This window comes from Streptomyces sp. NPDC088707 (genome assembly GCF_044752725.1).
Taxonomy (GTDB): domain Bacteria; phylum Actinomycetota; class Actinomycetes; order Streptomycetales; family Streptomycetaceae; genus Streptomyces.
In genome coordinates, this window is the sequence record NZ_JBIVLV010000008.1 from 49,344 (window position 1) to 74,579 (window position 25,236).

Genomic DNA, 25,236 nt, shown 5'->3' on the forward strand with positions numbered 1-25,236 from the left:
CGGTCACTCTGGGTTGTCCGCGAGCGATCTCGCCGCCCGGGCGCAGTGGGCGAGCGCCGCACGGGCGTAGGCGGGCGAAGCGCCCGCGAGCCCGCACGTGGGAGTGATGACCACGGACTCGGCGAGAGTCCCCGGATTCAGCCCCAGCCTGCGCCACAGCGTCCTGACACCCATGACGCTACCGCCCGGGTCGGACAATGGGCCGTCGGTGGACGCCACCACACCGGCGAAGAGCTTGGTGCCGGCCTCCACGGCCTCGCCGATCGTGTCCTCGTCACGCTCGGTGAGCAGGGAGAAGTCGAACGAGACACCCGCGGCGCCGGCCCGCCGGAGCAGCGCGAACGGCACGTCGGGGGCGCAGGAATGGACGACCACCGGCCCGTCGTGGACGGCGACCACCTCGCGCAGGGCGCTCTCCACGACCTGCCGGTCGACGGCCCGGTAGGTGCGGTAGCCACTGGCGGTGCGGACGTGGCCGCGCAGGACGGCGGTCAGCGAGGGCTCGTCGAGCTGGAGGACGACCCGGGCGCCGGGGATCCGCTTGCGCAGGTCCGCGAGGTGCTCGTGGAGGCCCTCGGCGAGCGAGCCGACCAGGTCGCGGCAGGCACCGGCGTCGCCGAGGGCGGCCTCGCCGCCGCGCAGCTCCAGGGCCGCGGCGAGGGTCCAGGGGCCCACGGCCTGCACCTTGAGCGGTCCCTCGTACCCCTGGGTGAACTCCTCCAGGGCGTCCAGGTCCTCGCCCATCCAGGACCGGGCGCGCTTGGTGTCGCGGCCGGGCCGGTCGCTGATCCGCCAGCCGCTCGGCTCCACGTGCGCGTAGAAGTCGACGAGCATCCCGATGGTCCGGCCGATCATGTCGGCGCCGGGACCCCGGGCGGGCAGCTCCGCGAGGAACGGGAAGTCCTCGAAGGACCCGGTGACGGTCTTCGCCGTCTCCCGGGCGTCGCCGCCCGGCATGGAGCCGACGCCGGTGGCGGGCCCCCAGAGCACACGGTCGTCCTCGGCCTGCGTCTCGCTCATGTCTAGCGTCCCGGACGAACGGTGAGGTCGTTGATCTCCGCGTCGCGCGGGAGGTCGACGGCGGTGAGGATCGCCGTCGCGACCGACTCGGGGTCGATCCACCGCGACGGGTCGTACTCCTTGCCCTCCTGGGAGTGGACCTTGGCCTGCATCGGGCTCGCGGTACGGCCCGGGTAGACCGAGGTCACCCGTACGCCGTTGCCGTGCTCCTCGTGGCGCAGGGAGTCGGCGAGGGCCTTGAGGCCGTGCTTGGAGGCGGCGTACGCGCCCCACTCGGCGTGCGCGGCGAGCCCTGCGCCCGAGTTCACGAAGACGACGTGGCCCTGGGAGACGCGCAGCTGGGGCAGCAGGTGCCGGGTCAGCTCGGCCGGGGCGACGAGGTTGACGTTGAGCTGGTGGTGCCAGGTCTTGGGGGTGAGGTCCCCGATCGGCCCGAGGTCGACGACGCCCGCGATGTGCAGCAGGCTGTCCACCCGCTCCGGCATGGTCTGGTGCGAGAACGCCCAGGAGAGCCGGTCCGGGTCGGCGAGGTCCCCGACGAGCGTCCGGGCGCCGGGGAACTGCGCGGCGAGCTCCTTGGCCCGCCCCGCGTCGCGCGCGTGGAGCACGAGGTCGTCCCCGCGCGCGTGGAGGCGGCGCGCGACGGCCGCGCCGATGCCGGAACCGGCTCCGGTGATCACATGTGTAGCCATGGGCCCCATGCTCGCATCAGCGGGCGGCGATGTTCTCCTCCAGGTGGGTGAGGGCCGTCGGGGCGTCGTCGGCGAAGAGGACGAGGCCGGCGAGGGGGAGCGGCAGGAAGCCCTCCTCCTCCATCCGGCGGAACTGGGCCTGCAGCCCGTCGTAGAAGCCGGCCGTGTTGAGCAGGACGACCGGCTTGCTGTGCTTGCCGTGCTTCTTCAGCTCCAGGATCTCGGTGGCCTCGTCGAGGGTGCCGGTGCCGCCGACCATGACCACGACCGCGTCGGACTTGGCGAGGAGGAGCGCCTTGCGCTCGGCCAGGTCCTTGGCGACGACCATCTCGTCGGCGTTCGGGCGGGCCTTGTGGGCGAGGAAGTCGACGGAGACGCCCACGAGCCGCCCGCCGGCCTCCTGGACGCCGTCGGCGACCACCTTCATCAGGCCGGTGTCGGAGCCGCCCCAGACCAGGGTGTGGCCGGCCTTGCCGAGGAGCCGCGCGAAGTCGCGGGCCGGGGCCGTGTAGCGCTCGTCCAGGTCGGCCGCGGAGAGGAAGACGCAGATGTTCATGGCCCCACGGTAGGCCCTGACCAGCGGCTTCCATCTTTCTCCGAGAAATCCCGTCGTACGGCGATGAGTTCCGGTGAGCGGTCGGGTCTCACCTGCCATGGACGAGGTGAGCACCACACCGGGCGGGGTTCGGGGACGGGTCGTGTCGCGGGACGGGACGCCGATCGCGTACGAGCGGTACGGGGACGGGCCGCCGCTCGTCCTGGTGAGCGGCGCGCTGGGGACGGCCGCGGGCGAGCGTGCGCTGGGCGGGTTACTGGCCCGGCGCTTCTCGGTCGTGGCGTACGACCGCAGGGGCCGCGGTGGGAGCGGCGACACGGGGCCGTACGCGGTGGAGCGGGAGATCGAGGACCTGGCCGCGGTCGTCGGGGAGGCGGGGCCCGGTGCGGCGCTGCACGGGATGGGCACCGGGGGCGCGCTGGTCCTCGCCGCGGTGGCCGCCGGGCTGCCGGCCGGGGCGGTGTCGGTGTTCGAGCCGCCGTTCTCGGCGGCGGCCGCCGAGCGGGGGCGGCGGGTGGCCGTGCTGCTCGACAGGGGGCGGCGGGCGGAGGCGCTCGACCTGTTCCTGGCGGAGTCGACGGTGCCCGCGGGGCTGCGGCCCGGGGTCGTGGAGCTGGCGCACACCCTGGCGTACGACGCCGCCGTCCTCGGCGACGGGACGGTGCCGGAGCGGCTCCTGGCCGGGGTCCACGCGCGCGTGCTGGTGGTCGACGGGGGTGTGAGCCCGGGGGACGTCCGGCAGGCGGCCCGCGCCCTGACGGAGGCCCTCCCCCGGGGCCGGCACCGCACGTTGACGGGCCAGACGCACGACGTGGCCCCGCATGTCCTCGCCCCGGTCCTGGAGGAGTTCCTCACGGACGAGCGGGAGCCCGCGGAGGCGGCCTAGGACAGTCCGGCGAACCGACGGCGTCGCCGCCGCGGCCGGGACGCCCCGCGACCGATCCTGATCGGACCTGTCGGATCATGGCCATGAGCTGACCGGCCGTGATCGGCCGGAAGGGGCGTCCGGGGCCCGGACCGAGCCGGGCCGGACGGGTGGGTCGGGTCCCGGGGCGGGCGGGGTGAGGCCCTGGCGGGGTGGGGCTACGCCGTCGCCGGGGCGGCCGTCGTCGCAGGTGTGGCCGTGGTCGCCGGTTCCGGCGTCGTCGTGCGGCGGGTCGTCGTCGCGATCGTGGCCGAGCCGACCACGCGCGTGCCGTCGTACAGCACGATCGCCTGGCCCGGGGCCACCCCGCGGACCGGCTCGTCGAAGGCGACCGTCAGTTCGCCGTCCGTCAGGGAGGTCGTCACCGCCGTCTCGCCGCCGTGGGCGCGGAGCTGGGCCGTGTAACGGCCCTCGCCCTCCGGGGCGGTGCCGCACCAGCGCGGCTTGATCGCGGTCAGGGCGGTGACGTCGAGCGCCTCGACGGGGCCCACCGTCACCGTGTTGTTCACCGGCGAGATGTCCAGGACGTAGCGGGGCTTGCCGTCGGCGGCCGGGTGTCCGATCCGCAGGCCCTTGCGCTGGCCGATGGTGAAGCCGTACGCGCCCTCGTGGCTGCCGACCTTCGCACCGGCCTCGTCGACGATGTCGCCCTCCGCCTTGCCCAGGCGGGAGGCGAGGAAGCCCTGGGTGTCGCCGTCGGCGATGAAGCAGATGTCGTGGCTGTCGGGCTTCTTCGCGACCGCGAGCCCGCGCCGCTCCGCCTCCGCCCTGATCTCGTCCTTGGTGGTGAGCGTGTCGCCCAGCGGGAACATCGCGTGCGCGAGCTGCTTCTCGTCGAGCACACCGAGCACGTACGACTGGTCCTTCGCCATGTCGGAGGCGCGGTGCAGCTCGCGGGTGCCGTCCTCGTTCAGGACGACCGTCGCGTAGTGACCGGTGCAGACCGCGTCGAAGCCGAGGGCGAGCGCCTTGTCGAGCAGCGCGGCGAACTTGATCTTCTCGTTGCAGCGCAGGCACGGGTTGGGCGTACGGCCGGCCTCGTACTCCGCGACGAAGTCGTCCACGACGTCCTCGCGGAAGCGCTCGGCGAGGTCCCAGACGTAGAACGGGATGCCGATGACGTCGGCCGCCCGGCGGGCGTCGCGGGAGTCCTCGATCGTGCAGCAGCCGCGCGCTCCCGTGCGGAAGGACTGCGGGTTCGCGGAGAGGGCGAGGTGCACGCCGGTGACGTCGTGGCCGGCCTCTGCGGCGCGGGCTGCGGCGACGGCGGAGTCCACTCCGCCGGACATGGCGGCAAGGACCCGGAGGGGACGGCTCTGGGGGCGCGGGGGCGGAGTCTGAGTCATAGCCCTACCAGGGTACGGGGCGCCGGGAACCACCGTCGCGGTAGTAAGCGTTCTCGGTGGCATGGGGAGCAAGGCGAGGGGCACGGGCGGGTCCGGCGGTTCGGGAAGGGCCGGCGGGTCCGGCAGACGGGTGGGGCGGCGCGCGGTGCTGCTCGGCGGGGGCGTCGCCGTCCTGGGGACGGCGGCACTGGCCAGGGAGGAGCTGGCGCGTGCCTGGTGGCGGCTGCCGGGGATGGAGAAGAAGAGGGTCGAGGGCGAGCTCGACCACCGTGCCGCGGAGTGGACCTCGGCGTCGCGGGCGAACTGGCGGCGGGCCGACCGGCCGGACGACTACCGGATCGACCGGGTCGTGATCCATGTCGTCCAGGGCAGTTACGCGACCGCCCTGAAGGTCTTCAAGGACCCCGGGCACGGGGCCGCCGCGCACTACGTGGTCCGCAAGGACGGGCATGTGGCGCAGATGATCCGGGAGCTCGACGTCGCGTTCCACGCCGGGAGCCGCGACATGAACGAGCGGAGCATCGGCATCGAGCACGAGGGCTTCGTCGACCGGCCGCAGGACTTCACGGCGGCGATGTACGCGGGGTCGGCGCGGCTGACGGCCGACATATGCGCCCGGTACGGGATACCCGTGGACCGGGAGCACGTCATCGGACACGTCGAGGTCGAGGGCACCGACCACACCGACCCCGGTCCGCACTGGGACTGGGACCGCTATCTCAAGCTGGTGCGGGAGGCGTCGAAGACCCGCGCCTGAGCGTCTTCGAAGCGGTCGCGCGCGGGCTCGCGTACGTGCCTCGCTTACCGGTGCCTCGGGCGGGCTCGCTTACCGGTGCCTCGCGCGGGCCGGCTTGCCGCGCCTCGGGCGCGGGTCGCGCGGGCATCCGGCGCGGGTCAGCTGAGGCCTGCGGTCCTGGCCCGTTCCACGGCGGGGCCGATCGCGTCCGCGACCGCCGCGACGTCCTCCTTGGAGGAGGTGTGGCCGAGCGAGAAGCGCAGGGTGCCCCGGGCCAGGTCCGGATCGGTGCCGGTGGCGAGGAGGACATGGCTCGGCTGCGCGATGCCCGCGGTGCAGGCGGAGCCGGTGGAGCAGGCGATCCCGGCCGCGTCGAGCAGCAGGAGCAGGGAGTCGCCCTCGCAGCCGGGGAAGGTGAAGTGGGCGTTGGCGGGGAGCCGCTCGACGGGGTCCCCGCCGAGGATCACGTCGGGGACGAGTGCCCGGACCTCGGCCACGAGCTCGTCGCGCAGCGCGCCCACCTCCCGGGCGAACTCCTCGCGCCGCTCGGTGGCGAGCCGGGCGGCGACCGCGAAGGCGGCGACGGCCGGCACGTCGAGGGTGCCGGAGCGGACGTGCCGCTCCTGACCGCCGCCGTGCAGGACGGGTACGGGGGTGTGCTCGCGGCCCAGGAGCAGGGCGCCGATGCCGTAGGGGCCGCCGATCTTGTGACCGGAGACGGTCATCGCGGCGAGTCCCGAGGCGGCGAAGTCGACCTCGATCTGACCGACGGCCTGGACGGCGTCGGCATGCAGCGGTACGCCGAACTCGGCCGCGACGTCGGCCAGTTCGCGGACCGGCATGACGGTGCCGATCTCGTTGTTGGCCCACATGACGGTGGCCAGGGCGACGGAGTCGGGGTCGCGGGCGACGGCCTCGCGCAGGGCCTCGGGGTGCACGCGGCCGTACCGGTCGACCGGCAGGTACTCGACGTCGGCACCCTCGTGGGTGGCGAGCCAGTCGACGGCGTCGAGCACGGCGTGGTGCTCCACCGGGCTGGCGAGGACGCGGGTGCGGCGGGGGTCGGCGTCGCGGCGGGCCCAGTAGAGGCCCTTCACGGCGAGGTTGTCCGCCTCGGTGCCGCCGGAGGTGAAGACGACCTCGCTCGGCCGCGCGCCGAGCGCGGCGGCGAGCGTCTCGCGGCCCTCCTCGACGGTCCGCCGGGCCCGCCGTCCGGCGGCGTGCAGGGAGGAGGCGTTGCCCGTGACGGCGAGCTGGGCGGTCATCGCCTCGATCGCCTCGGGCAGCATGGGCGTGGTCGCGGCGTGGTCGAGGTAAGCCATGGTGGGTCGATTCTACGAGCCCGTTCCCCCGGCCCTGGCGGGTGGCCGGTTTACGCCCCCGGGCGCGGCGGGGGCCGGGGGCAGGGGCCGGGCCCCGGCCGGGGCCTCGCTGTGCCCCGGCCGGGCTCTGGCCACACCCTGGCCGGGCACTGGCCGGGCACTGGCCGGGCGGGCGGGGCCGGGGACCGGAACCCGGGCACGGAACCCCTGCGGCGCGGGGCGTCCTCGGGTCCCGGACGTGGCCCGACGGGTCACGTCCGGGACCGCCCCGGAGCCGATCGGTCCCCTTCGGGACCGGGATCGGGACCGGGCCGTACGCGCTCCGGGCCGTACGCGCTCCGGGGTGTGCGGCCCCGGGGCGTAAGGACCCTGTCGTCGCCGACGGCGCGTTCCGGCTCGGGGTCTGAGCCGGAACCGCGTCAGGCGCGCGGCGCGCGGGCCAGCTGCCGGGACTGCGCCACCAGACGGTCGGCGCTGTCCCAGACCTCCGCGTCCTCCTCCAGGAAGCCGCCGGCGAGGTTGCGGGTGGTGATGGAGACCCGCAGCGGGCCCGGGGCCGGGCGGCAGCGGACGTGGGTGGTGAGCTCGACGGTCGGGGTCCAGCCCTTCAGGCCCAGCTCGAAGGAGGTCGGCGGCAGTGCGTCGACCGTCAGGAGCAGCGACAGCGCGTCCGGCTCACGGCCGTCCGCGAGGCCGAACCACGCGCGCATCTCGCCCTTGCCGGACGGCGCGCCGACCGCCCAGCCGACGCAGGCCGGGTCGAGGCGCAGGTCGAGCCGGTCGGCGATCGCCGAGGAGCCGGGGATCGCCGGGGTCGGGCCGTCGGAGGCGGAGAAGCAGTTCTCGATGGCGGCCATCGCCGGGGGCGTCGCGGTGGTGCGGACGTCGTCGGAGAGCGTGTCGAGGTCGCCGTACGAGGCGAGCACCCGGATGCGCTCGACCTCGGTGCCGTCCTCCGCGTACTGGAAGAGGGAGGCCTGGCCGGTGGAGAGCGTGCGGCCGGTGCGGACGGTCTCCGTCCTGATCACCGCGGGGCCCGGCACGGACGGCGTGAGGTAGTGCGCCGAGATCGTGAACGGGTCGGGGTGCGGGAGGTGGTCGCCGAGGGCGCGGCCGAGCAGAGCGAGGAGGTAGCCGCCGTTGACCGCGTGGATGATCGTCCAGCCCGCGGAGAGGTCGGTGTCGTAGACACCGGGCTCCCGGAGGGTGACGGCGGTGTCGCGGTCGAACTCGTACGCGCGCTCGTCGTCGCGCTCGCCCTCGCGTCCGCGCTCGCTCGCCGCGACGGGGGTCTCGATGCTCGTGCTCATGTTTCCGACGGTACCCCAGGAAGCTACTGAGCGGTAGCTTTTTCTGTTTCCTCACGCGCGGAGGACCGCCGGTTCCAGGCGCGGGGCGCGCGCCAGTGGTAGCGCATCGCGAGCAGGCGGAGCAGGAAGGCGGTGAGGACGGCAGTGCCGCTGGTCCAGGCGTTGAGCAGGTCGAAACGGATGCAGAGCACGACCATCGCGGCCCCGACGATCGCGGGGACGGCGTACAGGTCCCGGTCCCAGCGCAGCAGCGACGGCACCTCGTTGGCGAGCACGTCGCGCAGGACGCCGCCGCCGACGGCCGTCGCGAGACCCAGCACGGCGGAGGAGGTGAGGCCGAGCCCGTACTCGTACGCCTTCGTCGTACCCGTCACGCAGAAGAGGCCCAGGCCGGCGGCGTCGAAGACGTTGACGGCGTTCTGGGTGCGCTCGACCTCCGGGTGGAGGAAGAAGACGAGGCCCGCGGCGACCAGGGGCATGAGGAAGTAGCCGAGATCGGTGAAGGCGGCGGGCGGTACGGCGCCGATGATCAGGTCGCGGAAGAGCCCGCCGCCGAGGGCGGTGACCTCGGCGAGGACGGCGATGCCGAAGACGTCGAAGTTCTTGCGGACGGCGAGGAGGGCGCCGGAGATGGCGAAGACGAAGATGCCGACGAGGTCGAGGGCGTGCTGGACGGAGGGGGTGAACAGGTTGTGGAGCACCGGCCAATTGTGCCGGTAGTTCCCGCGGGGGCCGCGGGGGCTCCCCGCCCGGGGGCTGGGCCCCCGGAGCCCCCGGCTCCCGCGGGTGGCGCGGCGGGTGGCGCGGCGGGTGGCGCTGCGCGCGGCGGGTGGGGTGGGGCGCGGCGGGCGGCGCGGCGGGCGGGGTGGGGCGCGGGGCGGGTGGCGCTGCGCGGGGCGGAGACTCCCCCACCCCACCCCTTCCCGAAACCCTGACGGGACCGGGGGCTCCGCCCCCGACCCCCCGTGCGCCACGGCCCGGCCGGGCGGGCACGCCCGGCAAGGCGGGCGGGGAGCCCGCCGGGACCGGGGGGTCGGGGGAGGCCGGGGGGCCGGGGGCGAGCCCTGGCCACGCCCGGGGCCGGGGCCAGGGCCGGGGCAGGGGCCCCGGGCCGGGGCGGGGCAGGGGCCCGGGCGGGGCGGGGCAGGGGCCCGGGCGAGGCGGGGCAGGGGCCCGGGCGAGGCGGGGCAGGGGCCCGGGCGGGGCAGGTGCCCCTGGGCCAGCCCGTGGCCGGGGCCGGGGCCAGGGCCAGGGCCAGGGCCAGGGCCAGGGCCGGGGCCGGGGCCAGGGCCGGGGCCAGCCCGGGGCCGAGGCAAGGCCCGGAGCCGGGGTCGAGGTCAGGGCCGGGGCCGGGGCCGGGGCCAGCCAGGGGCCAGGGCCACGCCCGGGGTCGAGGCCAGGGCCAGGGCCACGCCCGTGGCCAGGGCGGGGCAGGGGGCCAGGGCCGGGGCGAGGCAGGGGCAGGGGCCGGGGCCGAGGCCAGGGCCAGCCCGGGGCCGAGGCTGGGGTCGACGTCAGGGCCGGGGTCGAGGTCAGGGCCGGGGCCAGCCAGGGGCCAGGGCCACGCCCGGGGTCGAGGCCAGGGCCACGCCCTGGGCCAGGCCGGGGCAGGGGCCAGGGCCAGCCCGGGCCGGGGCTGGGGTCGACGTCAGGGCCGGGGCCGGGGTCGACGTCAGCCCCGGCCCCGGGCCTGGCCAGGACCATGCCGGGCCTGAGGCCCGGTCGGAGGCCGCGTCCGGGCCTGAGGCGGGACCCGAGGCCCGGGCCCCGGGCCTCTCTTGCAGCCGGGCGCGCGGAAGCCCCCGGTGCCTTTCGGTGCCGGGGGCTTCCCCTTGGTCACGCCTTCGGTGCGTCGTCCTCGGCGGCGGCCGGGTCCGCCGGCGACTCCGGCGTCTTCGGCTCGGACGGCGTCTCCGGGTTCGGAGCGGGCTGTGTCTCCGCCTTCGGCTTCGTGATCTCCACCGACTCCCTTGCCCCCGGGATCGTCAGGGACTCCGCGTTCTCCGGGTGGTGGCAGGCCACTCGCTGGCCCGGGCGGAGTTCGACCAGCGGGGGTTCCGCCGTGCGGCAGACGTCCGTGGCCTTCCAGCAGCGGGTGTTGAAGCGGCAGCCCGGCGGCGGGGCGATCGGGGACGGGACGTCGCCCGTCAGGAGGATGCGGTCGCTCTTCGCGCCCCGCCGGCGGGGGTCCGGGATCGGGACCGCCGACATGAGGGCGCGGGTGTACGGGTGCATCGGGTTCTCGTAGAGGGACTTGCGGTCCGCGAGTTCCACGATCTTGCCCAGGTACATCACCGCGATGCGGTCCGAGACGTGCCGGATGACCGACAGGTCGTGCGCGATGATCACGTACGTGAGGCCGAGCTCCTGCTGGAGGTCGTCCAGGAGGTTGACCACCTGGGCCTGGATGGAGACGTCCAGGGCCGAGACCGGCTCGTCCGCCACCACGAGCTTCGGCTTCAGGGCCAGCGCGCGGGCGATGCCGATGCGCTGGCGCTGACCGCCGGAGAACTCGTGCGGGTAGCGGTTGTAGTGCTCCGGGTTGAGGCCGACGAGGCCGAGCAGGCGCTGGACCTCCTTCTTCACGCCGCCCTCGGGCTCCACGCCCTGGAGCTTGAAGGGGGCCGAGACGATCGTGCCGACCGTGTGGCGCGGGTTCAGCGAGCCGTACGGGTCCTGGAAGATCATCTGGATGTCCCGGCGGAACGGACGCATGCCCGAGACGCCGAGATGCGAGATGTCCTTGCCCTGGAACTCGACCGTGCCGCCGGTCGGTTCGAGGAGCCGGGTGATCAAGCGGCCCATCGTGGACTTGCCGCAGCCGGACTCGCCGACGACGCCGAGGGTCTCACCGGGCAGGACCTCGAAGTCGATCCCGTCGACCGCCTTGACCGCGCCGGTCTGCCGCTGGAGAAGCCCCTTCTTGATGGGGAAGTGCTTCTTCAGGCCGGTGACCTTGAGGAGGGGTTCCATGGTCTCGCTCACAGTTTCGGCGCAATCTCTTCGGTCCAGATACGGGTCCGCTCCTCCTGCGGCATGTGACAGGCCGAGAAGTGGCGGTCCCCGGCCGGCGCGAGCTCCGGTCGCCGGGTGCGCGTGATGCCGCCCTTGGGGACGTCCGCGTACGGGCAGCGGGGGTTGAAGGCGCAGCCGCTCGGGATGTTGATGAGGCTGGGCGGGTTGCCCTTCACCGGGATGAGCCGCTCGGTCTGCTCGCGGTCGATCCTCGGCATCGAGCCGAGCAGGCCCCAGGTGTAGGGGTGCTGCGGCTCGTAGAAGACGGACTCGGCCGGTCCGCGCTCGACGCAGCGCCCGCCGTACATCACGAGGATGTCGTCGGCGAGCTCGGCGACGACGCCGAGGTCGTGGGTGATGATGACGACCGCGGAGCCGAACTCCTTCTGGAGGTCCCGCATCAGGTCCAGGATCTGGGCCTGCACGGTCACGTCGAGCGCGGTGGTCGGCTCGTCGGCGATGAGCAGCGCGGGGTTGTTGACGAGCGCCATGGCGATCATCGCGCGCTGGCGCATGCCGCCGGAGAACTCGTGCGGGTAGTTGTCGAACCGCTTGGCCGGCTCGGGGATGCCGACCCGGTCGAGGAGTTCGACGGCCCGCTTGCGCGCCGTCTTCTTGTCGACGTCGTGGTGGACGCGGTACGCCTCCACGATCTGGTTGCCGACCGTGTAGTACGGGTGCATCGCGGACAGCGGGTCCTGGAAGATCATCGCCATGTCGCGGCCGCGCATCCTGCGGACCTCGTCCGGGTCGGCCGAGAGCAGCTCCCGGCCGTCGAGCCAGATCTCGCCCGAGATCTTCGCCTTCTGCCGGCCGTACTGGCCGACGGTGTGCAGGCCCATGATGCCGAGCGAGGTGACCGACTTGCCGGAGCCGGACTCGCCCACGATGCCGAGGGTCTTGCCCTTCTCCAGCTGGAAGCTGAGACCGTCGACCGACTTGACCAGACCGTCGTCGGTCGGGAAGTGGATCTTCAGGTCGCGCACGTCGAGGAAGGCGTCGGAGGGGGCGGACCCGGTGGCGACGGGTTCTCCCACCGCCGCGCCGGTCTTCGTCAGCTTGTCCGTCATGCGAGCCTCACTCGGGGGTCGATCACGGCGTACAGCAGGTCCACGACGAGGTTGGCGATGACGACGCACGCCGCGGTGATGAGCGTGACGGCCAGGATCAGCGGCAGGTCGCGCTCGCTGACGCCCTTGATGGCGAGGCCGCCGAGGCCGTGGAGGCTGAACGCGGTCTCGGTCAGGATCGCGCCGCCGACGAGGGCGCCGAGGTCCATGCCGAAGATGGTCAGGATGGGGGTCATGGTGGAGCGCATGGCGTGCTTGCCGAGCACGACGGACTCCGGAAGGCCCTTCGCCCGCGCGGTGCGGATGTAGTCCTCGCCGAGGACCTCCAGCATGGTGGCGCGGGTGAGCCGCGCGTACATCGCCGCGTACAGGAAGGCGAGGGTCACCCAGGGCAGCAGCAGGCCGCCGAACCAGCCGCCGACGGACTCGGTGATCGGCGTGTACGAGGCGTTGAGCCAGCCCAGTTGGGTGCGGAAGATCAGCATCGCCAGCATGGCGGTGAAGAAGATGGGCAGCGAGACACCGGCGAGCGCGGTGATCATGGCCGCGCGGTCGATGATCGTGCCCCGCTTGAGCGCGGAGACGACGCCCGTGGAGACACCCAGGATCAGCCACAGCACGGCGGCGCCGATGACCATGGAGAGGGTGACGGGGAAGGCGTCGACCAGCATCGACGAGACGTCCTGCTCGGTGCGGAACGAGTAGCCGAAGCAGGGCGCCGCGCAGTGGATGGTGTCGCCGCCACCGGTGTAGTCGCGACCGACGAAGATGCCGGAGACGAAGTGCCAGAACTGCACCAGGATCGGCTCGTCCAGGCCCAGTTTCTGCCGGACGGCCTCGATGGATGCCGGATCCGCCTGCTTGCCGACGAACATCGCGGCAGGGTCGCTGCCGGTCAGCTTGGGTATGAGGAAGAAGATGCTGAGCGTCACGAGTGTGACGACGAGCAGCATCACGACGACCGCGAAGAGTCGCCGGACTATGTATGCAAGCATGCGGTCGGCCGGTCGGCGGCCGGGGGACCCGATCGGGTCCCCCGGCCGCCGCCCTCGGCCATCACCTGCCCTTCGGACCTGGCGGCGGGTGGTGCGCCGGTGGAACGGGTCGGATTACTTGACGACGCCGAGCGACGCGTAGTCGTAGCGGCCGTTGTAGGCGTCCGCCGTGTAGACGTTGGTCAGCCGGGAGCTGCGCCAGATGATGTTCTTCTCGTGGGTGAAGGGCAGGTAGACCGCGGCCTCCGACACCTTCGTGTTGATCTGCTTGTAGAGCTCGCCGGCCTTGACCGGGTCGGTCTCCTTCAGGGCCTGGTCGAAGAGGCCGTTGACGGCCTTGTCGTTCAGCTCGGAGAAGTTGTTGTTGCCGCTCTGCAGGATGAAGCGGCCGTCGACCAGCGGCTGGAGGAAGCCCTGGCCCGACGGGAAGTCGGCGCCCCAGCCCATGATGATGATGCCGTAGCCCTTGTCCTTGACGACCTTCGGCGAACCGATGATGCCGGACGTCTGGGCGCCGTCGAACTGGTCGATCTCGGCCTCGATGCCGACGGCCTTCAGCGACTGCTGGAGGGACTCGGCGGTCGCGATCTCGATCTTCTTGTTGTTGCGGACCGCGATCGTGGTCTTGAAGCCGTTCGGCTTGCCGCACTTCTTGAGCGCGTCCTTGGCCTTGGCCAGGTCCGGGGCGCCACCGAGCTTGCCGTACGGGTCGGCCTTCGGGTCGGCACCCTTGATCGCCGGCGGCAGCATGTTGGAGGCGATGTCGCCACCGGCCTGCGGGCCGCCACGGGCGGTCTGGAGGGACTTGGAGTCGGCCGCGTAGATGATGGCCTTGCGGCAGTCGATGTTGGGGATCACCGTCTGCGGGAAGACCGCGTAGCGGATGAAGCCCGTCTGCGGGTTGTCGACGTTGCCCTTGTGCTGCTGGAGCACCTTCTGGCGGGCGGAGGCGCCGACGCCCGTGGCGTTGATGTCGAGGTCGTACTCGCCCTCGACGAGGCGGTTGTCCATGTCGTCGGCGTTCGTGGTGAACGTGACGCTGACGCTGTCCGGGAGGGCCTTGCGGACGGTGTCCGTCTTGGCGTCCCACTTGTCGTTGCGGACGAGCTTGATGGACTTGTTCGGGGTGTACGACTGCCACTTGTACGGGCCGGAGGAGAAGGGCTTCAGGCCGTACTTGGCCTTGGTGTCCTTGTCCTGGCGGACCGGGGAGGCGGCGGGCATGGCCAGCATCTGCAGGAAGTCACCGTTGGCGACCGGCAGCTTGAAGATGATGGTCTTGTCGTCCGGGGTCTCGATCGCCTTGAGGCCGAGCTTGTCCGCGGAGGTGTCCTTGTAGGGACCCTTGTACTCGCCCTTGGGGTCGAGGACCTGCTGGAGGTAGATCGGGCCGCCGGAGATGACGTCCTGGGCCCAGATGCGCTCGATGCCGTACTTGATGTCCTTGGAGGTGATCGGCTTGCCGTCCTCCCAGGTCACCCCGTCCTTCAGCGTGAAGGTGTAGGTGAGGCCGTCGGCCGAGACCTTGCCGGCGTCGGTGGCGAGGTCCGGGACGAGCTCGGTGGAGGCGGCGCCCGGCTCGGCCTTGAAGGTGACCAGCTGACGCGTGTAGTAGCGCGCGAAGTCCCACACGAAGCCGTAGTAGCCGCGCTGCGGGTCCCACGAGTCGGCCTCCTGCGAGCCGATGAACTTCAGCTCGCCGCCCTTCTTGTCGGAGGCGTTGGCGACCTTGTTCACACCGGCGTTGAAGCCGGGCGCACCGCCCTTGCCCTTGTCGCCGCTGTCGCCGGTGCCGCCACCGCATGCGGTGGTGACGACCATCGTGGCCGCCGCGAGCAGCGCGCCCGCGGCGATTCTGCGCTGAGAGCTCTTCAGCATGGGTCCAGCAACCTCCGGGATAGTGGCGGCCGTACGGCGGTCCGCCGATTGGGGTTCAGCCTCCTGTCGCCAGCGGCAGGGGCGGGTCGTGCGGGTCGTCGGCGAACGGTCAGCGGGAGCCCTTCGGGTCGAGCGCGTCACGCACGCCGTCGCCGAAGAGGTTGAACGCCAGAACGGTGATGAAGATCGCGAAGCCGGGGATCACCATGAACAGCGGATCCGACTCGTAGGTGGTGATGGCCGTCGACAGCATCTGTCCCCAGGAGGCCGTGGGCGGCTTCACACCGGCACCGAGGAAGCTGAGCGCCGCTTCGGTGAGGATGTTGGTGGGGATCATGAGGGTCGCGTAGACCGTGATCGGGGCGATCAGGTTCGGCAGCAGCTCGCGGCGCAGGATGTAGAGGCGGCCGGCTCCGAGGCTCTGGGCGGCCTCGACGTACTCGCGGTTGCGCAGCGAGAGGGTCTGGCCGCGGACGATGCGGCCCACGTACGGCCAGCCGAAGAAGCCGATGACGAGCACCAGGGCGGCGATGCGGACGCCTGAGCCGTCGAGGCCGAGGAGCTGGTTCGGCAGGACGGAGACCAGGGCGATCGTGAAGAGCAGCTGCGGGAAGGCGAGCATCACGTCCATGACGCGGCTGAGGGCCGCGTCGATCCAGCCGCCGAAGTAGCCGGCGATGATGCCGAGGATCGTGCCGAGGACGACGGCGAAGACCGCCGCGAGGAAGGCGACGAGCAGGGAGATCCGGGCACCGTAGACGATGCGGCTGAAGACGTCGCGGCCGTTGACGGGCTCGACTCCGAAGAGGAAGTCGGAGCTGACGCCGCCCCAGGAACCGATCGGGGTGCCGAACAGCGGGTCGATCTGGTCCTCGTGGAACTCGTCCGGCGGGTGGCCGAGGAGGCCCACGATGACCGGCGCGAAGATCGCGACGAGGACGAGGAAGACGACGATGAAGGCGCCCGCGAGGGCCAGTTTGTCGCGCTTGAGGCGGGTCCAGGCGATCTGCCAGGGCGAGCGGCCCTCGATCGCCTTGGCGGGGGCGCCGTCGGGAGTGCCGGGGGCGTCGGGCGCGCCATCGACGGTGGCGGTCGCCTCGCCCGCACTCTTCTCGTGCAGTGGTGCCGTCATCGTGGTGAGGACCCCTCTCGGCCGCCGGTAGCCGGCCCTTGCCCGCCGCGGGTAGCGGCTCGGTGGAACAACCTGCTGGGCACCTGCTCGAAAGGAGCCGACGCCCGGTGTTCCGGGGAGTCTTCAATGCGCTTGTGATCACCCGCCAGCCCTGACGAGGAATGTTTGCTCAAACGTGATGCGGTGCTGCGACTTCCGTTATCCGGACGTCGCGATCACGTGAGCGGACCATCTCGGGTCCTCTTCCCCCCAATCGGACATGTCCCCTCAACTAGGCGTTCGGGCTCCTCAATTGGGGCGAACGAAAGCCTCCGGAGCGAGCTCCGGAGGCTGGTGGGGCGAGGGCGATCAGGGGTACGTCTCAGTATCCGGACGGCGCCGGGGGCGGGTATCCGTACCCCGGAACGGGCGCCGATCCGCGTCCGGCGTGCGCCTCGCGGTCGTAGAACGGGCGGCCGTTCGCCCGCAGCCAGAGCGCCACCGGGTCGTACGCGTCGGAGAGGGCGACCGTCGAGACGGGCAGCCCCTCGGGTACGGATCCGATGGACTGGCGCATCATCGCGCGGACCGTGTCGACGGCCGCCTGCGAGGTGTCGTACAGGTCGAGACCGATGACGAGGTACGGGGAGCCGAGGGCGGGCTGCACCCAGCCGCGGCGCAGTGCCCGGACGGCCGGGGTGCGGTGCGCGTTCTGCGTGAGCAGGGCGTAGAACTGCGGGATCTCCAGGGTGGGCTCGGTGACCCGGAGCGGCCCGGCGGGCATCCGGTCGAGGCCGGTGGCGATCCGGCGCAGGTCGGCCCAGGGGATGCCGACGCCACCGCCGGGGGCGTGCGGATTCAGCCAGACGCCCCAGCGGTCGGGGTAGAGGGCGCGGGCGATCTCCCGGCCGGTGACGAGCTCGTGGGCGCGGTGCCAGCCCGAGGCGGCGAGTTCCTGGGCGGAGGTGACGCAGGGCGCGTAGCCGAAGCCGTCGACCTCCATGTTCCCGTACTGGGCGTCGGACGAGCCGGGCGAGCCGTGCCAGAGCAGCATCCAGAGCTCGCCGTCGGCGAGGGCGTGCAGCAACTGCTCGTACGCGTCGTAGCGTCCGGGTGCCACCTGGCGCAGCATGTGCTCGACCTGTCCGGTCGCCGCGGTGCCTGACGCGCTCACCCTGGGTCCCGCCCCTCTTCCGTCACCACGTCTGTTCCGACGTCCGTCCCTGGCGTCCGTCCTGACGACGTCCGTCCTGCTGTCGAGAAGTTCAGCTTAAACAGGCCGTCCGTCACACGGCGGCGCGCTGGTAGAAGGGGCGCACCCGCTCCAGCATCCAGTCGCCGACCGGGTCCTGTGCCATGTCGAGCAGGATGAGGTTGACCGGCCAGGCGCATTCGACGCGGCCGAGGGCGCGGCCGAGGGCGTCCAGCGGCGCGTTGCGGTCGACGCCGTCCCAGGCGGCGAGCTGCACGCCGACGAAGAGGGCGGGTTCGGTGCCCTCGACGCTGGCGAGCGCCCGGCGGGCGGTGGTGACGACGCCGGTGGCCTCGAACTCGGCGGACGCGGCGGCGAGGAAGTCGACCGGGTCGTCCTGCCAGTCGGGCTCGAAGAGCCGGACGCGGCCGCCGGTGGCGGGCCCGTCCAGCGGGGTGCGGCCGACGCGGCAGAGCTCGGCGACGGCCGGCGGGGGCAGCGGGACGCCGACGACGCCGCCGGGGTTCACGGCGATGCCGAGCTGCGGGGGCAGACCGCGGGCGAAGTCACGGGCCGGGGCGACGGTGAACGACATGTGGCTGCCGACGCAGGCGAGGAACTGCTCCTCGGAGCTGAAGACGGGGACGTACGCCGCGCCGTCGATCTCCATGGTGGCGAGGTCCAGGTTCGGGCTGTCGGGTCCGCCGCCGTTGGGCAGGGGCACCCAGACCGGGCTGCGGCCGAGGACCTCGACCAGGCGGGCGCCCGCCGCGGGGTTGCCGAGGGAGGCGGCAAGGACCTCTTCGAGCTCGTTGCCCGGCCACGTCACGTCCACGGTCCCGTTTCCCCTTCTCGCACGGCCTGCCGTACCGGCCGCCCCGGCAGCACCCTAACGCCGCCCCGGCGCCGCCGTGGCCAAAAGGAGGGGTACGGGCACACCTGGACAGCGGCGTACGTCACAGCGGCCGGCGCCGGGCCCCCCGGCGGGGGACGCGGCCGCGTGTCGGGCGCCCCGGCGCACATCGCGGCGCCCCACCTCGTCCCCTACCTGCGGACGGGGCGGGAGCCCGTCTCAGGCCGCCCCGCGGAAGCCGATCTTCCGCAGGGTGTCCGCCGCGTCCCGGTCGAGCAGGGTGGCGGAGGCGCAGCCGTGCGGCAGCCGGCCGGACTCCGCCGCCGCGACGAGCCGGCCGACGGCCCGCCGGTGCCGGGCGAAGGCGTACGACGAGACGCCCCGGCCGCGGGCCTGCTGGCCCGCACGGGCGGTGTCCGGGTCGACGTCGAGCAGGACCAGATGGAGGGAGCGACCGCGGCGGCGGGCCTCCCGGGCGAGCCAGCCCCGCACCCAGGACTGGGTGCCGCAGTCGTGGACGATCACTCCGGCGCCGGACCGCAGGGCGCGGCGCAGCCCCGCGTAGTGCGCGATCCGGACCAGCGGGCGGTAGACGGCGTACGGCAGCAGGCGGGGCATCCGGGCCTCCCAGCGCTCCCGGGTGTCCTGGGAGTCGATGCCGGCGCCCTCGGCGGCGCGCCGCATGAGGGTGGACTTGCCGCTGCCGGGCAGCCCGGAGACCACCACCAGGTCGCCGGCGGCGAAGGTGAGGGCGCGGGGGCCTCGGCCGCCGCGCTCGCGCAGGTCGCGCAGGAGCCGCCCGCGGCCGCGGGTCCTGGCACGGGCTCGCTGGGACGGTATGCCGGTACTCGGCGCGTACGCGCCGGTGTGCTGGAACCTCATCGCTTCTCCCCCTGCCGGGCCTGGGAAGACCCTTGCCCACAAAGTGTAAAGAAGCGGTAATGGGACACAAGCGATGTGCCGCGCCGACCTCGCGTGCAATGATGTGCGCGCCAGGCGCGCACAGTCGCCACACAATCGCATACCGGCCGCTCGAATCCGCGCGGGAGAGTTCCGGACGCCGTACGTGTCCGGACGCCGAAGGAGCAAGACCCTCCCTTGAATCTCTCAGGCCCCGTACCGCGTGGATGAGGCAGATCTGAAAAGCGGGACACCCTGCCGTGTCCCCACCCAAGGTGCAAGCCGAACTCTCGGTGCCGGTCTCCCGGCGACGAGATGCTCTCGGTGAACCTCTCAGGTTCCATGACAGATGGGGAGGACGTCCTCGCCCGTCATGTGTTTCGTCACCGAACCGCCCTTGGGACCCGGGAGCCACCCCATGAGCACTGCCCCCCGTCTGACCGCCCTCGATGCGCTGCATCGTTCGCTGGGCGCGACCATGACCGACTTCGCGGGCTGGGACATGCCGCTCCGCTACGCCAGCGAGCGGGACGAGCACCTCGCCGTCCGCACCAAGGCGGGTCTCTTCGACCTCTCCCACATGGGGGAGATCACCGTCACGGGGCCGCAGGCCGTGGAGCTCCTCGACCACGCCCTGGTCGGCAACATCTCCACGGTGGGCGTCGGCCGCGCCCGCTACACGATGATCTGCCAGGAGGACGGCGGCATCCTCGACGACCTGATCGTCTACCGCCTCGGCGAGACGGAGTACATGGTCGTCGCCAACGCCTCGAACGCGCAGACCGTCCTGGACGCGCTGACCGAGCGAGCGGCGGGCTTCGACGCCGAGGTGCGGGACGACCGCGACGCGTACGCCCTGATCGCGGTCCAGGGCCCGGAGTCCCCCGGCATCCTGAAGTCGCTCACCGACGCCGACCTGGACGGTCTGAAGTACTACGCCGGCCTGCCCGGCACGGTCGCCGGTGTGCCCGCGCTGATCGCCCGTACCGGCTACACCGGCGAGGACGGCTTCGAGCTGTTCCTGAAGCCCGAGCACGCCGAGGGCGTCTGGAAGGCGCTGACCGAGGCCGGCGCGCCGGTCGGTCTGATCCCCTGCGGCCTGTCCTGCCGGGACACGCTCCGCCTGGAGGCGGGCATGCCGCTGTACGGCCACGAGCTGACCACCGCGCTGACCCCCTTCGACGCGGGCCTCGGCCGGGTCGTGAAGTTCGAGAAGACGACCAACGACGGCCGTTTCGTCGGCCGTGAGGCCCTGGAGAAGGCCGCCGAGCGCGCCGAGTCCGCCCCGCCGCGCAAGCTCGTCGGTCTGGTCGCCGAGGGCCGCCGGGTCCCGCGCGCCGGCTTCTCCGTCGTCAAGGACGGCGTGGTGATCGGCGAGGTCACCTCCGGAGCCCCGTCGCCGACCCTCGGAAAGCCGATCGCGATGGCGTACGTGGACGCGGCGCACGCCGAGCCCGGCACCCAGGGTGTAGGTGTGGACATCCGCGGTACCCACGAGCCCTACGAGGTCGTCGCGCTGCCGTTCTACAAGCGCCAGAAGTGACGTATCCGTCTCACTTCGCGTCTCACCCCGCAAGACCCACGTTCATCAGCACTCCCTCGATCCAGGAGAATCAGGTCATGAGCAACCCCCAGCAGCTGCGCTACACCAAGGAGCACGAGTGGCTGTCGGCCGTTGAGGACGGCGTCGCGACGGTCGGCATCACGGAGTTCGCGGCCAACGCGCTCGGTGACGTCGTCTACGCCCAGCTCCCGGCGGTCGGCGACACGGTGACCGCGGGCGAGTCCTGCGGCGAGCTGGAGTCCACCAAGTCGGTCAGCGACCTGTACGCCCCGGTGACGGGTGAGATCGTCGAGGCCAACCAGGACGTCGTGGACGACCCGTCCCTCGTGAACACCGCTCCGTTCGAGGGTGGCTGGCTGTTCAAGGTACGGCTCACGGGCGAGCCGGAGGACCTGCTCACCGCCGACGAGTACGCCGCCTTCACCGCCGGCTAAACCGAGACCCCTAGGGATCGATTCATGTCGCTTCTGAACACTCCCCTCCACGAGCTGGACCCGGACGTCGCCGCCGCCGTCGACGCCGAGCTCCGCCGTCAGCAGTCCACGCTCGAGATGATCGCCTCGGAGAACTTCGCTCCGGTCGCCGTCATGGAGGCGCAGGGCTCCGTCCTCACCAACAAGTACGCCGAGGGCTACCCGGGCCGCCGCTACTACGGTGGCTGCGAGCACGTCGACGTCGCCGAGCAGATCGCGATCGACCGGATCAAGGACCTGTTCGGCGCCGAGTACGCCAACGTCCAGCCGCACTCCGGTGCCTCCGCGAACCAGGCCGCCCTCTTCGCGATCGCCCAGCCCGGCGACACGATCCTGGGTCTGGACCTGGCGCACGGCGGTCACCTGACCCACGGCATGCGCCTGAACTTCTCGGGCAAGCAGTTCAACGTGGTCGCGTACCACGTGGACGAGGCCGGTCTGGTCGACATGGCCGAGGTCGAGCGCCTCGCCAAGGAGCACCGCCCCAAGGTGATCATCGCGGGCTGGTCCGCCTACCCGCGCCAGCTGGACTTCGCCGAGTTCCGCCGGATCGCGGACGAGGTCGAGGCCTACCTGTGGGTCGACATGGCCCACTTCGCGGGTCTGGTCGCGGCCGGTCTGCACCCGAACCCGGTCGAGTACGCGGACGTGGTGACCTCCACCACGCACAAGACGCTCGGCGGCCCCCGCGGCGGCATCATCCTGGCGAAGAAGGAGTTCGCGAAGAAGCTGAACTCCTCGGTCTTCCCCGGCTTCCAGGGCGGCCCGCTGGAGCACGTGATCGCGGCCAAGGCCGTCTCCTTCAAGGTCGCGGCCTCGGAGGAGTTCAAGGAGCGCCAGCAGCGCACCCTGGACGGCGCCCGCGTCATCGCCGAGCGCCTGGTCCAGGACGACGTCACCGCCCACGGTGTCTCCGTCCTGTCCGGCGGTACGGACGTCCATCTGCTCCTCGTCGACCTGCGCGACAGCGAGCTGGACGGCCAGCAGGCCGAGGACCGTCTCCACGAGGTCGGCATCACGGTCAACCGGAACGCCGTTCCGAACGACCCCCGCCCGCCGATGGTCACCTCGGGTCTGCGCATCGGTACGCCGGCGCTCGCGACCCGCGGTTTCCAGGCCGAGGACTTCGCCGAGGTCGGCGACATCATCGCGGAGACCCTGAAGCCCGGCTTCGACGCCGACAAGGCCGCGTCGCTGAAGGCCCGGGTGACGGCGCTCGCCGACAAGCACCCGCTGTACCCCGGCCTGAAGTAATTTCGTACGCTTTTGTTCGTACGGACCTTCGGGGCACCGCGCACACTGGACGGTGAGCGCGGTGCCCCACCCCATGTCCTCGCGCCGTACCGCACGTCCTTCTTCTCCGCGCTTTTCTGCTCCACCCCGGCAGACAACGGCGTCTAGCCCCCACAAGGAGTCCTCCGTGGCCATCTCGGTCTTCGACCTGTTCTCGATCGGCATCGGCCCGTCGAGCTCCCACACGGTGGGACCGATGCGCGCGGCCCGGATGTTCGCCCGCCGCCTGAAGAACGAGGGCCTGCTCGCCCACACCGCGCGCGTCCGGGCGGAGCTGTACGGCTCGCTCGGCGCGACCGGCCACGGCCACGGCACCCCGAAGGCGGTCCTGCTGGGCCTGGAGGGCAGCTCGCCGCGCACGGTGAACGTCGAGACCGCGGACGCCGAGGTCGAGCGGATCAAGTCGAGCGGCCGGATCAACCTGCTCGGCGCGCACGAGATCCCCTTCGACTTCGACGCCGACCTGATCCTGCACCGGCGCAAGGCGCTGCCGTACCACGCCAACGGGATGACGATCTTCGCGTACGACGCGGAGGGCGGCCTGGTCCTGGAGAAGACGTACTACTCGGTCGGCGGCGGCTTCGTCGTCGACGAGACCGTCCTTTCTCAGGAGGGGGGCCAGGGCGAGAACCCGATCGTCCCCGACGACACCGTCCTGAAGTACCCCTTCCGCACCGGCGACGAGCTGCTCCGCCTCGCGAAGGAGACCGGCCTGTCGATCTCCGCGCTGATGCTGGAGAACGAGAAGGCCTGGCGCACCGAGGACGAGATCCGCGCCGGCCTCCTGGAGATCTGGCGGGTCATGCAGGCCTGCGTCTCGCGCGGCATGTCCCGCGAGGGCATCCTGCCCGGCGGCCTGAAGGTCCGCCGGCGGGCCGCGAACCTGGCCCGCAAGCTGCGCTCCGAGGGCGACCCGAAGATGCACGCCATGGAGTGGATCACCCTCTACGCGATGGCCGTGAACGAGGAGAACGCGGCGGGCGGCCGGGTGGTCACCGCCCCGACGAACGGCGCCGCGGGCATCATCCCCGCCGTCCTGCACTACTACACGAACTTCGTGCCCGGCGCCGACGACGACGGCATCGTCCGCTTCATGCTGGCGGCGGGCGCGGTCGGCATGCTCTTCAAGGAGAACGCCTCGATCTCCGGCGCCGAGGTCGGCTGCCAGGGCGAGGTCGGCTCGGCCTGCTCGATGGCGGCGGGCGCGCTCGCCGAGGTCCTCGGCGGCACCCCGGAGCAGGTGGAGAACGCGGCCGAGATCGGCATGGAGCACAACCTGGGCCTGACCTGCGACCCGGTCGGCGGCCTGGTCCAGATCCCGTGCATCGAGCGCAACGGCATGGCGGCGGTCAAGGCCGTCACGGCGGCGAAGATGTCCATGCGCGGCGACGGCAGCCACCTGGTCTCCCTCGACAAGGTCATCAAGACCATGAAGGAGACCGGCGCGGACATGAGCGTCAAGTACAAGGAGACCGCGCGCGGCGGTCTCGCGGTGAACATCATCGAGTGCTGAATCGATTGTTCACGTGACGGTCCCCGGGCCGGACGGCCGCCGCCGCCCGGGCCGGGGCCGGATCCGTGGCCGCGGTGCGAGTGCGGCTGCGATGCGATGCGGCGGTACATGGCCGGTGGCCCCGGCCCTCGTCACGCCGGGGTCGGCACCACGCTCCTGCCCGTCTCGTGGGCGTACAGCATCGCCCGGTCGCGGAGGGCCGCGTGGACGGCCATGCGGGCGTCGCGGCGGCGCTGGGCCGGGCCGTCGGGCAGGTGCAGGATGCCGGCGTTGCCGCGCGAACCGCGCTGGATCTCCGCCGTGCGGGGGATCCGGAGCGCCTGGTAGCGGTCGAGCCGGGCCGCGGTCGTCGACGGCGCCGGATCGGCCAGACAGGCCGCCAGGTCCATCGCGTCCTCGACCGCCTGGTTCGCGCCCTGCGCCATGAACGGCAGCATCGGGTGGGCCGCGTCGCCGAGCAGGGTCAGCCGGCGCGAGGACCAGACGTCCAGCGGCGGCCGGTCGTGCAGCGCCCACTGGAGGGTCGTCTCCACGGCGCCCACGACGTCCGCGACCAGACCGGTCCAGCCGCCGAACACCCCGCGCAGCGCCTCCGGATCACCCGGGACCGACCAGGACTCGCCCGGGGACTGCGCCATCGGCACCGTCGCCGCGAAGCTCAGGTACTCCCCCGCCGCGACCGGGTAGCACACGAAGTGCCCGCCCGGGCCGAGCCAGAGGCGCACCAGAGGCGCGCGGGCCGCGTCCGGGAGCCGGTCCATGGGCACCAGGCCCCGGTAGATGCCGAGCCCCGAGAACTCCGGCTCGTCGCGCCGGAACGCCTCGCGGACCGTGGAGTGGATGCCGTCGGCGCCCACCACCAGCTCCGCCCCGCGGACGGTCCCGTCCTCGAACGCCAGCCGGACGCCGTCACCCGACGCGTCCGTCTCCCGCGCCTCGCTGAGGCGCTCGCCCAGCTTGAGGCTGCCCTCGTCGACGAGGGTGAGGAGCGCGTCGTGGAGATGCGCCCGGTGCACCGTGAAGTACGGGGCCCCGAACATCCGCTCGCACTCCGCGCCGAGGGGCGTCCGGGCGATCGGCCGCCCGCTCCACCCCCGTACCTCCATGGCCTCGATCGCCACCGCCCGCTCGCGCAGGGCCGGGCCGAGGCCGAGCCGCAGCAGCGGCCTGACCGCGTTGGGCGAGAGCTGGACTCCCGCCCCCACCTCCGCGAGCCGCCGCGTCTGTTCGTACACCGTGTACGGAACACCCATGGAGGAGAGCGCGCCGGCCAGCGTCAGTCCGCCGATGCCGGCACCGACCACCGAGACGTGCGGCCGCTCCTCCGCTCCCCACTCGTCCAGATCCCCGAACCGCACCTTTGAGACCGCCTTCCGCGTCGCTGCTGTGTCGGCACCGTCGGCGTCACCGGCCGCGGTCTCCCGCAGCCCGGCCGTCCGCCGCACCCCGAGCATGGGTCGCCCACCGGCCCC

General features: G+C 72.5%; 22 protein-coding genes and 1 riboswitch. Of the genes, 6 read left to right on the top strand and 16 right to left on the bottom strand.

The genetic code is table 11. The annotated features are described in order from the left end of the window. Nucleotides 1-3: 3 nt before the first annotated feature. Genes ACIP84_RS23835 through ACIP84_RS23845 form a run of 3 tightly spaced genes read right to left on the bottom strand, consistent with a single transcriptional unit; the run spans nt 4 to nt 2,268 of the window. A complete protein-coding gene (locus ACIP84_RS23835; protein WP_355969770.1) occupies nt 4-1,020 on the bottom strand; it encodes a methionine synthase in 1,017 nt (338 codons plus the stop codon). Nucleotides 1,021-1,022: 2 nt separating this feature from the next. Then, nucleotides 1,023-1,721 (bottom strand): SDR family oxidoreductase, encoded by a 699-nt coding sequence (locus ACIP84_RS23840; protein ID WP_355969772.1) that lies wholly within the window; start codon nt 1,719-1,721, stop codon nt 1,023-1,025. Between the two features lie 7 nt (nt 1,722-1,728). Then, complete coding sequence (locus ACIP84_RS23845; protein WP_355969775.1) at nt 1,729-2,268, bottom strand: TIGR00730 family Rossman fold protein; 540 nt, start codon at nt 2,266-2,268, stop codon at nt 1,729-1,731. 97 nt (nt 2,269-2,365) lie between these two features. On the opposite strand from ACIP84_RS23845, the gene ACIP84_RS23850 reads away from it, so the two are divergent. Then, nucleotides 2,366-3,154 carry an alpha/beta fold hydrolase gene (locus tag ACIP84_RS23850; protein ID WP_401800100.1) on the top strand — a complete coding sequence of 263 codons (789 nt, stop codon included), beginning with the start codon at nt 2,366-2,368 and terminating at the stop codon, nt 3,152-3,154. Nucleotides 3,155-3,351: 197 nt separating this feature from the next. Here ACIP84_RS23850 and mnmA read toward each other — a convergent pair whose 3' ends face one another. Further along, nucleotides 3,352-4,539 carry a tRNA 2-thiouridine(34) synthase MnmA gene (gene mnmA, locus ACIP84_RS23855; RefSeq protein ID WP_401800103.1) on the bottom strand — a complete coding sequence of 396 codons (1,188 nt, stop codon included), beginning with the start codon at nt 4,537-4,539 and terminating at the stop codon, nt 3,352-3,354. Nucleotides 4,540-4,600: 61 nt separating this feature from the next. On the opposite strand from mnmA, the gene ACIP84_RS23860 reads away from it, so the two are divergent. Next, nucleotides 4,601-5,296 carry an N-acetylmuramoyl-L-alanine amidase gene (locus ACIP84_RS23860; protein WP_355969784.1) on the top strand — a complete coding sequence of 232 codons (696 nt, stop codon included), beginning with the start codon at nt 4,601-4,603 and terminating at the stop codon, nt 5,294-5,296. A 137-nt stretch (nt 5,297-5,433) separates the two neighbouring features. Here ACIP84_RS23860 and ACIP84_RS23865 read toward each other — a convergent pair whose 3' ends face one another. The 11 genes from ACIP84_RS23865 to ACIP84_RS23915 form a co-directional block, all read right to left on the bottom strand. After that, entirely contained in the window at nt 5,434-6,597 is a 1,164-nt protein-coding gene (locus ACIP84_RS23865; protein WP_355969785.1) for a cysteine desulfurase family protein, read from the bottom strand. Nucleotides 6,598-7,016: 419 nt separating this feature from the next. Then, nucleotides 7,017-7,907 (bottom strand): thioesterase family protein, encoded by an 891-nt coding sequence (locus ACIP84_RS23870; protein ID WP_401800107.1) that lies wholly within the window; start codon nt 7,905-7,907, stop codon nt 7,017-7,019. Between the two features lie 23 nt (nt 7,908-7,930). Further along, on the bottom strand, nt 7,931-8,608 hold the full coding sequence (locus ACIP84_RS23875; RefSeq protein WP_355969789.1) for a trimeric intracellular cation channel family protein: 678 nt from the start codon (nt 8,606-8,608) through the stop codon (nt 7,931-7,933). 1,135 nt (nt 8,609-9,743) lie between these two features. Then, complete coding sequence (locus ACIP84_RS23880; RefSeq protein WP_355970394.1) at nt 9,744-10,880, bottom strand: dipeptide ABC transporter ATP-binding protein; 1,137 nt, start codon at nt 10,878-10,880, stop codon at nt 9,744-9,746. A gap of 8 nt (nt 10,881-10,888) precedes the next feature. Further along, complete coding sequence (locus ACIP84_RS23885; RefSeq protein ID WP_266969520.1) at nt 10,889-11,992, bottom strand: ABC transporter ATP-binding protein; 1,104 nt, start codon at nt 11,990-11,992, stop codon at nt 10,889-10,891. Further along, the gene (locus ACIP84_RS23890; protein ID WP_355970390.1) at nt 11,989-12,987 is read right to left on the bottom strand and encodes an ABC transporter permease; all 999 of its coding nucleotides are present in this window, start codon (nt 12,985-12,987) and stop codon (nt 11,989-11,991) included. Before ACIP84_RS23890 ends, ACIP84_RS23885 begins: the two co-directional genes overlap by 4 nt. Before the next feature lie 114 nt (nt 12,988-13,101). Further along, nucleotides 13,102-14,865 carry an ABC transporter substrate-binding protein gene (locus ACIP84_RS23895; RefSeq protein ID WP_073912650.1) on the bottom strand — a complete coding sequence of 588 codons (1,764 nt, stop codon included), beginning with the start codon at nt 14,863-14,865 and terminating at the stop codon, nt 13,102-13,104. A gap of 109 nt (nt 14,866-14,974) precedes the next feature. Beyond that, a complete protein-coding gene (locus ACIP84_RS23900) occupies nt 14,975-15,997 on the bottom strand; it encodes an ABC transporter permease (protein WP_355969957.1) in 1,023 nt (340 codons plus the stop codon). A gap of 361 nt (nt 15,998-16,358) precedes the next feature. Then, nucleotides 16,359-17,150, bottom strand: coding sequence for an enhanced serine sensitivity protein SseB C-terminal domain-containing protein (locus ACIP84_RS23905; RefSeq protein ID WP_355969960.1), 792 nt, complete (start codon nt 17,148-17,150; stop codon nt 16,359-16,361). Nucleotides 17,151-17,262: 112 nt separating this feature from the next. After that, the gene (locus tag ACIP84_RS23910; RefSeq protein WP_355969962.1) at nt 17,263-18,003 is read right to left on the bottom strand and encodes an enhanced serine sensitivity protein SseB; all 741 of its coding nucleotides are present in this window, start codon (nt 18,001-18,003) and stop codon (nt 17,263-17,265) included. A 237-nt stretch (nt 18,004-18,240) separates the two neighbouring features. Continuing rightward, entirely contained in the window at nt 18,241-18,903 is a 663-nt protein-coding gene (locus ACIP84_RS23915; protein ID WP_401800112.1) for an AAA family ATPase, read from the bottom strand. Nucleotides 18,904-19,054: 151 nt separating this feature from the next. Continuing rightward, nucleotides 19,055-19,153: riboswitch (glycine riboswitch) on the top strand. A 186-nt stretch (nt 19,154-19,339) separates the two neighbouring features. Here ACIP84_RS23915 and gcvT point away from each other — a divergent pair. The 4 genes from gcvT to ACIP84_RS23935 all read left to right on the top strand — a co-directional run bounded on the left by gcvT (nt 19,340) and on the right by ACIP84_RS23935 (nt 23,764). Then, nucleotides 19,340-20,464 (top strand): glycine cleavage system aminomethyltransferase GcvT, encoded by a 1,125-nt coding sequence (gene gcvT, locus ACIP84_RS23920; protein WP_355969967.1) that lies wholly within the window; start codon nt 19,340-19,342, stop codon nt 20,462-20,464. Between the two features lie 77 nt (nt 20,465-20,541). After that, nucleotides 20,542-20,919 (top strand): glycine cleavage system protein GcvH, encoded by a 378-nt coding sequence (gcvH, locus tag ACIP84_RS23925; RefSeq protein WP_073912638.1) that lies wholly within the window; start codon nt 20,542-20,544, stop codon nt 20,917-20,919. Nucleotides 20,920-20,943: 24 nt separating this feature from the next. Further along, nucleotides 20,944-22,212, top strand: coding sequence for a serine hydroxymethyltransferase (glyA, locus tag ACIP84_RS23930; RefSeq protein ID WP_355969971.1), 1,269 nt, complete (start codon nt 20,944-20,946; stop codon nt 22,210-22,212). A 166-nt stretch (nt 22,213-22,378) separates the two neighbouring features. Beyond that, nucleotides 22,379-23,764 carry an L-serine ammonia-lyase gene (locus tag ACIP84_RS23935; protein WP_401800116.1) on the top strand — a complete coding sequence of 462 codons (1,386 nt, stop codon included), beginning with the start codon at nt 22,379-22,381 and terminating at the stop codon, nt 23,762-23,764. 131 nt (nt 23,765-23,895) lie between these two features. Here ACIP84_RS23935 and ACIP84_RS23940 read toward each other — a convergent pair whose 3' ends face one another. Next, nucleotides 23,896-25,218: an FAD-dependent monooxygenase gene (locus ACIP84_RS23940; RefSeq protein WP_401800119.1), complete on the bottom strand. Its 1,323-nt coding sequence runs from the start codon at nt 25,216-25,218 to the stop codon at nt 23,896-23,898. Between the last annotated feature and the right edge of the window lie 18 nt (nt 25,219-25,236).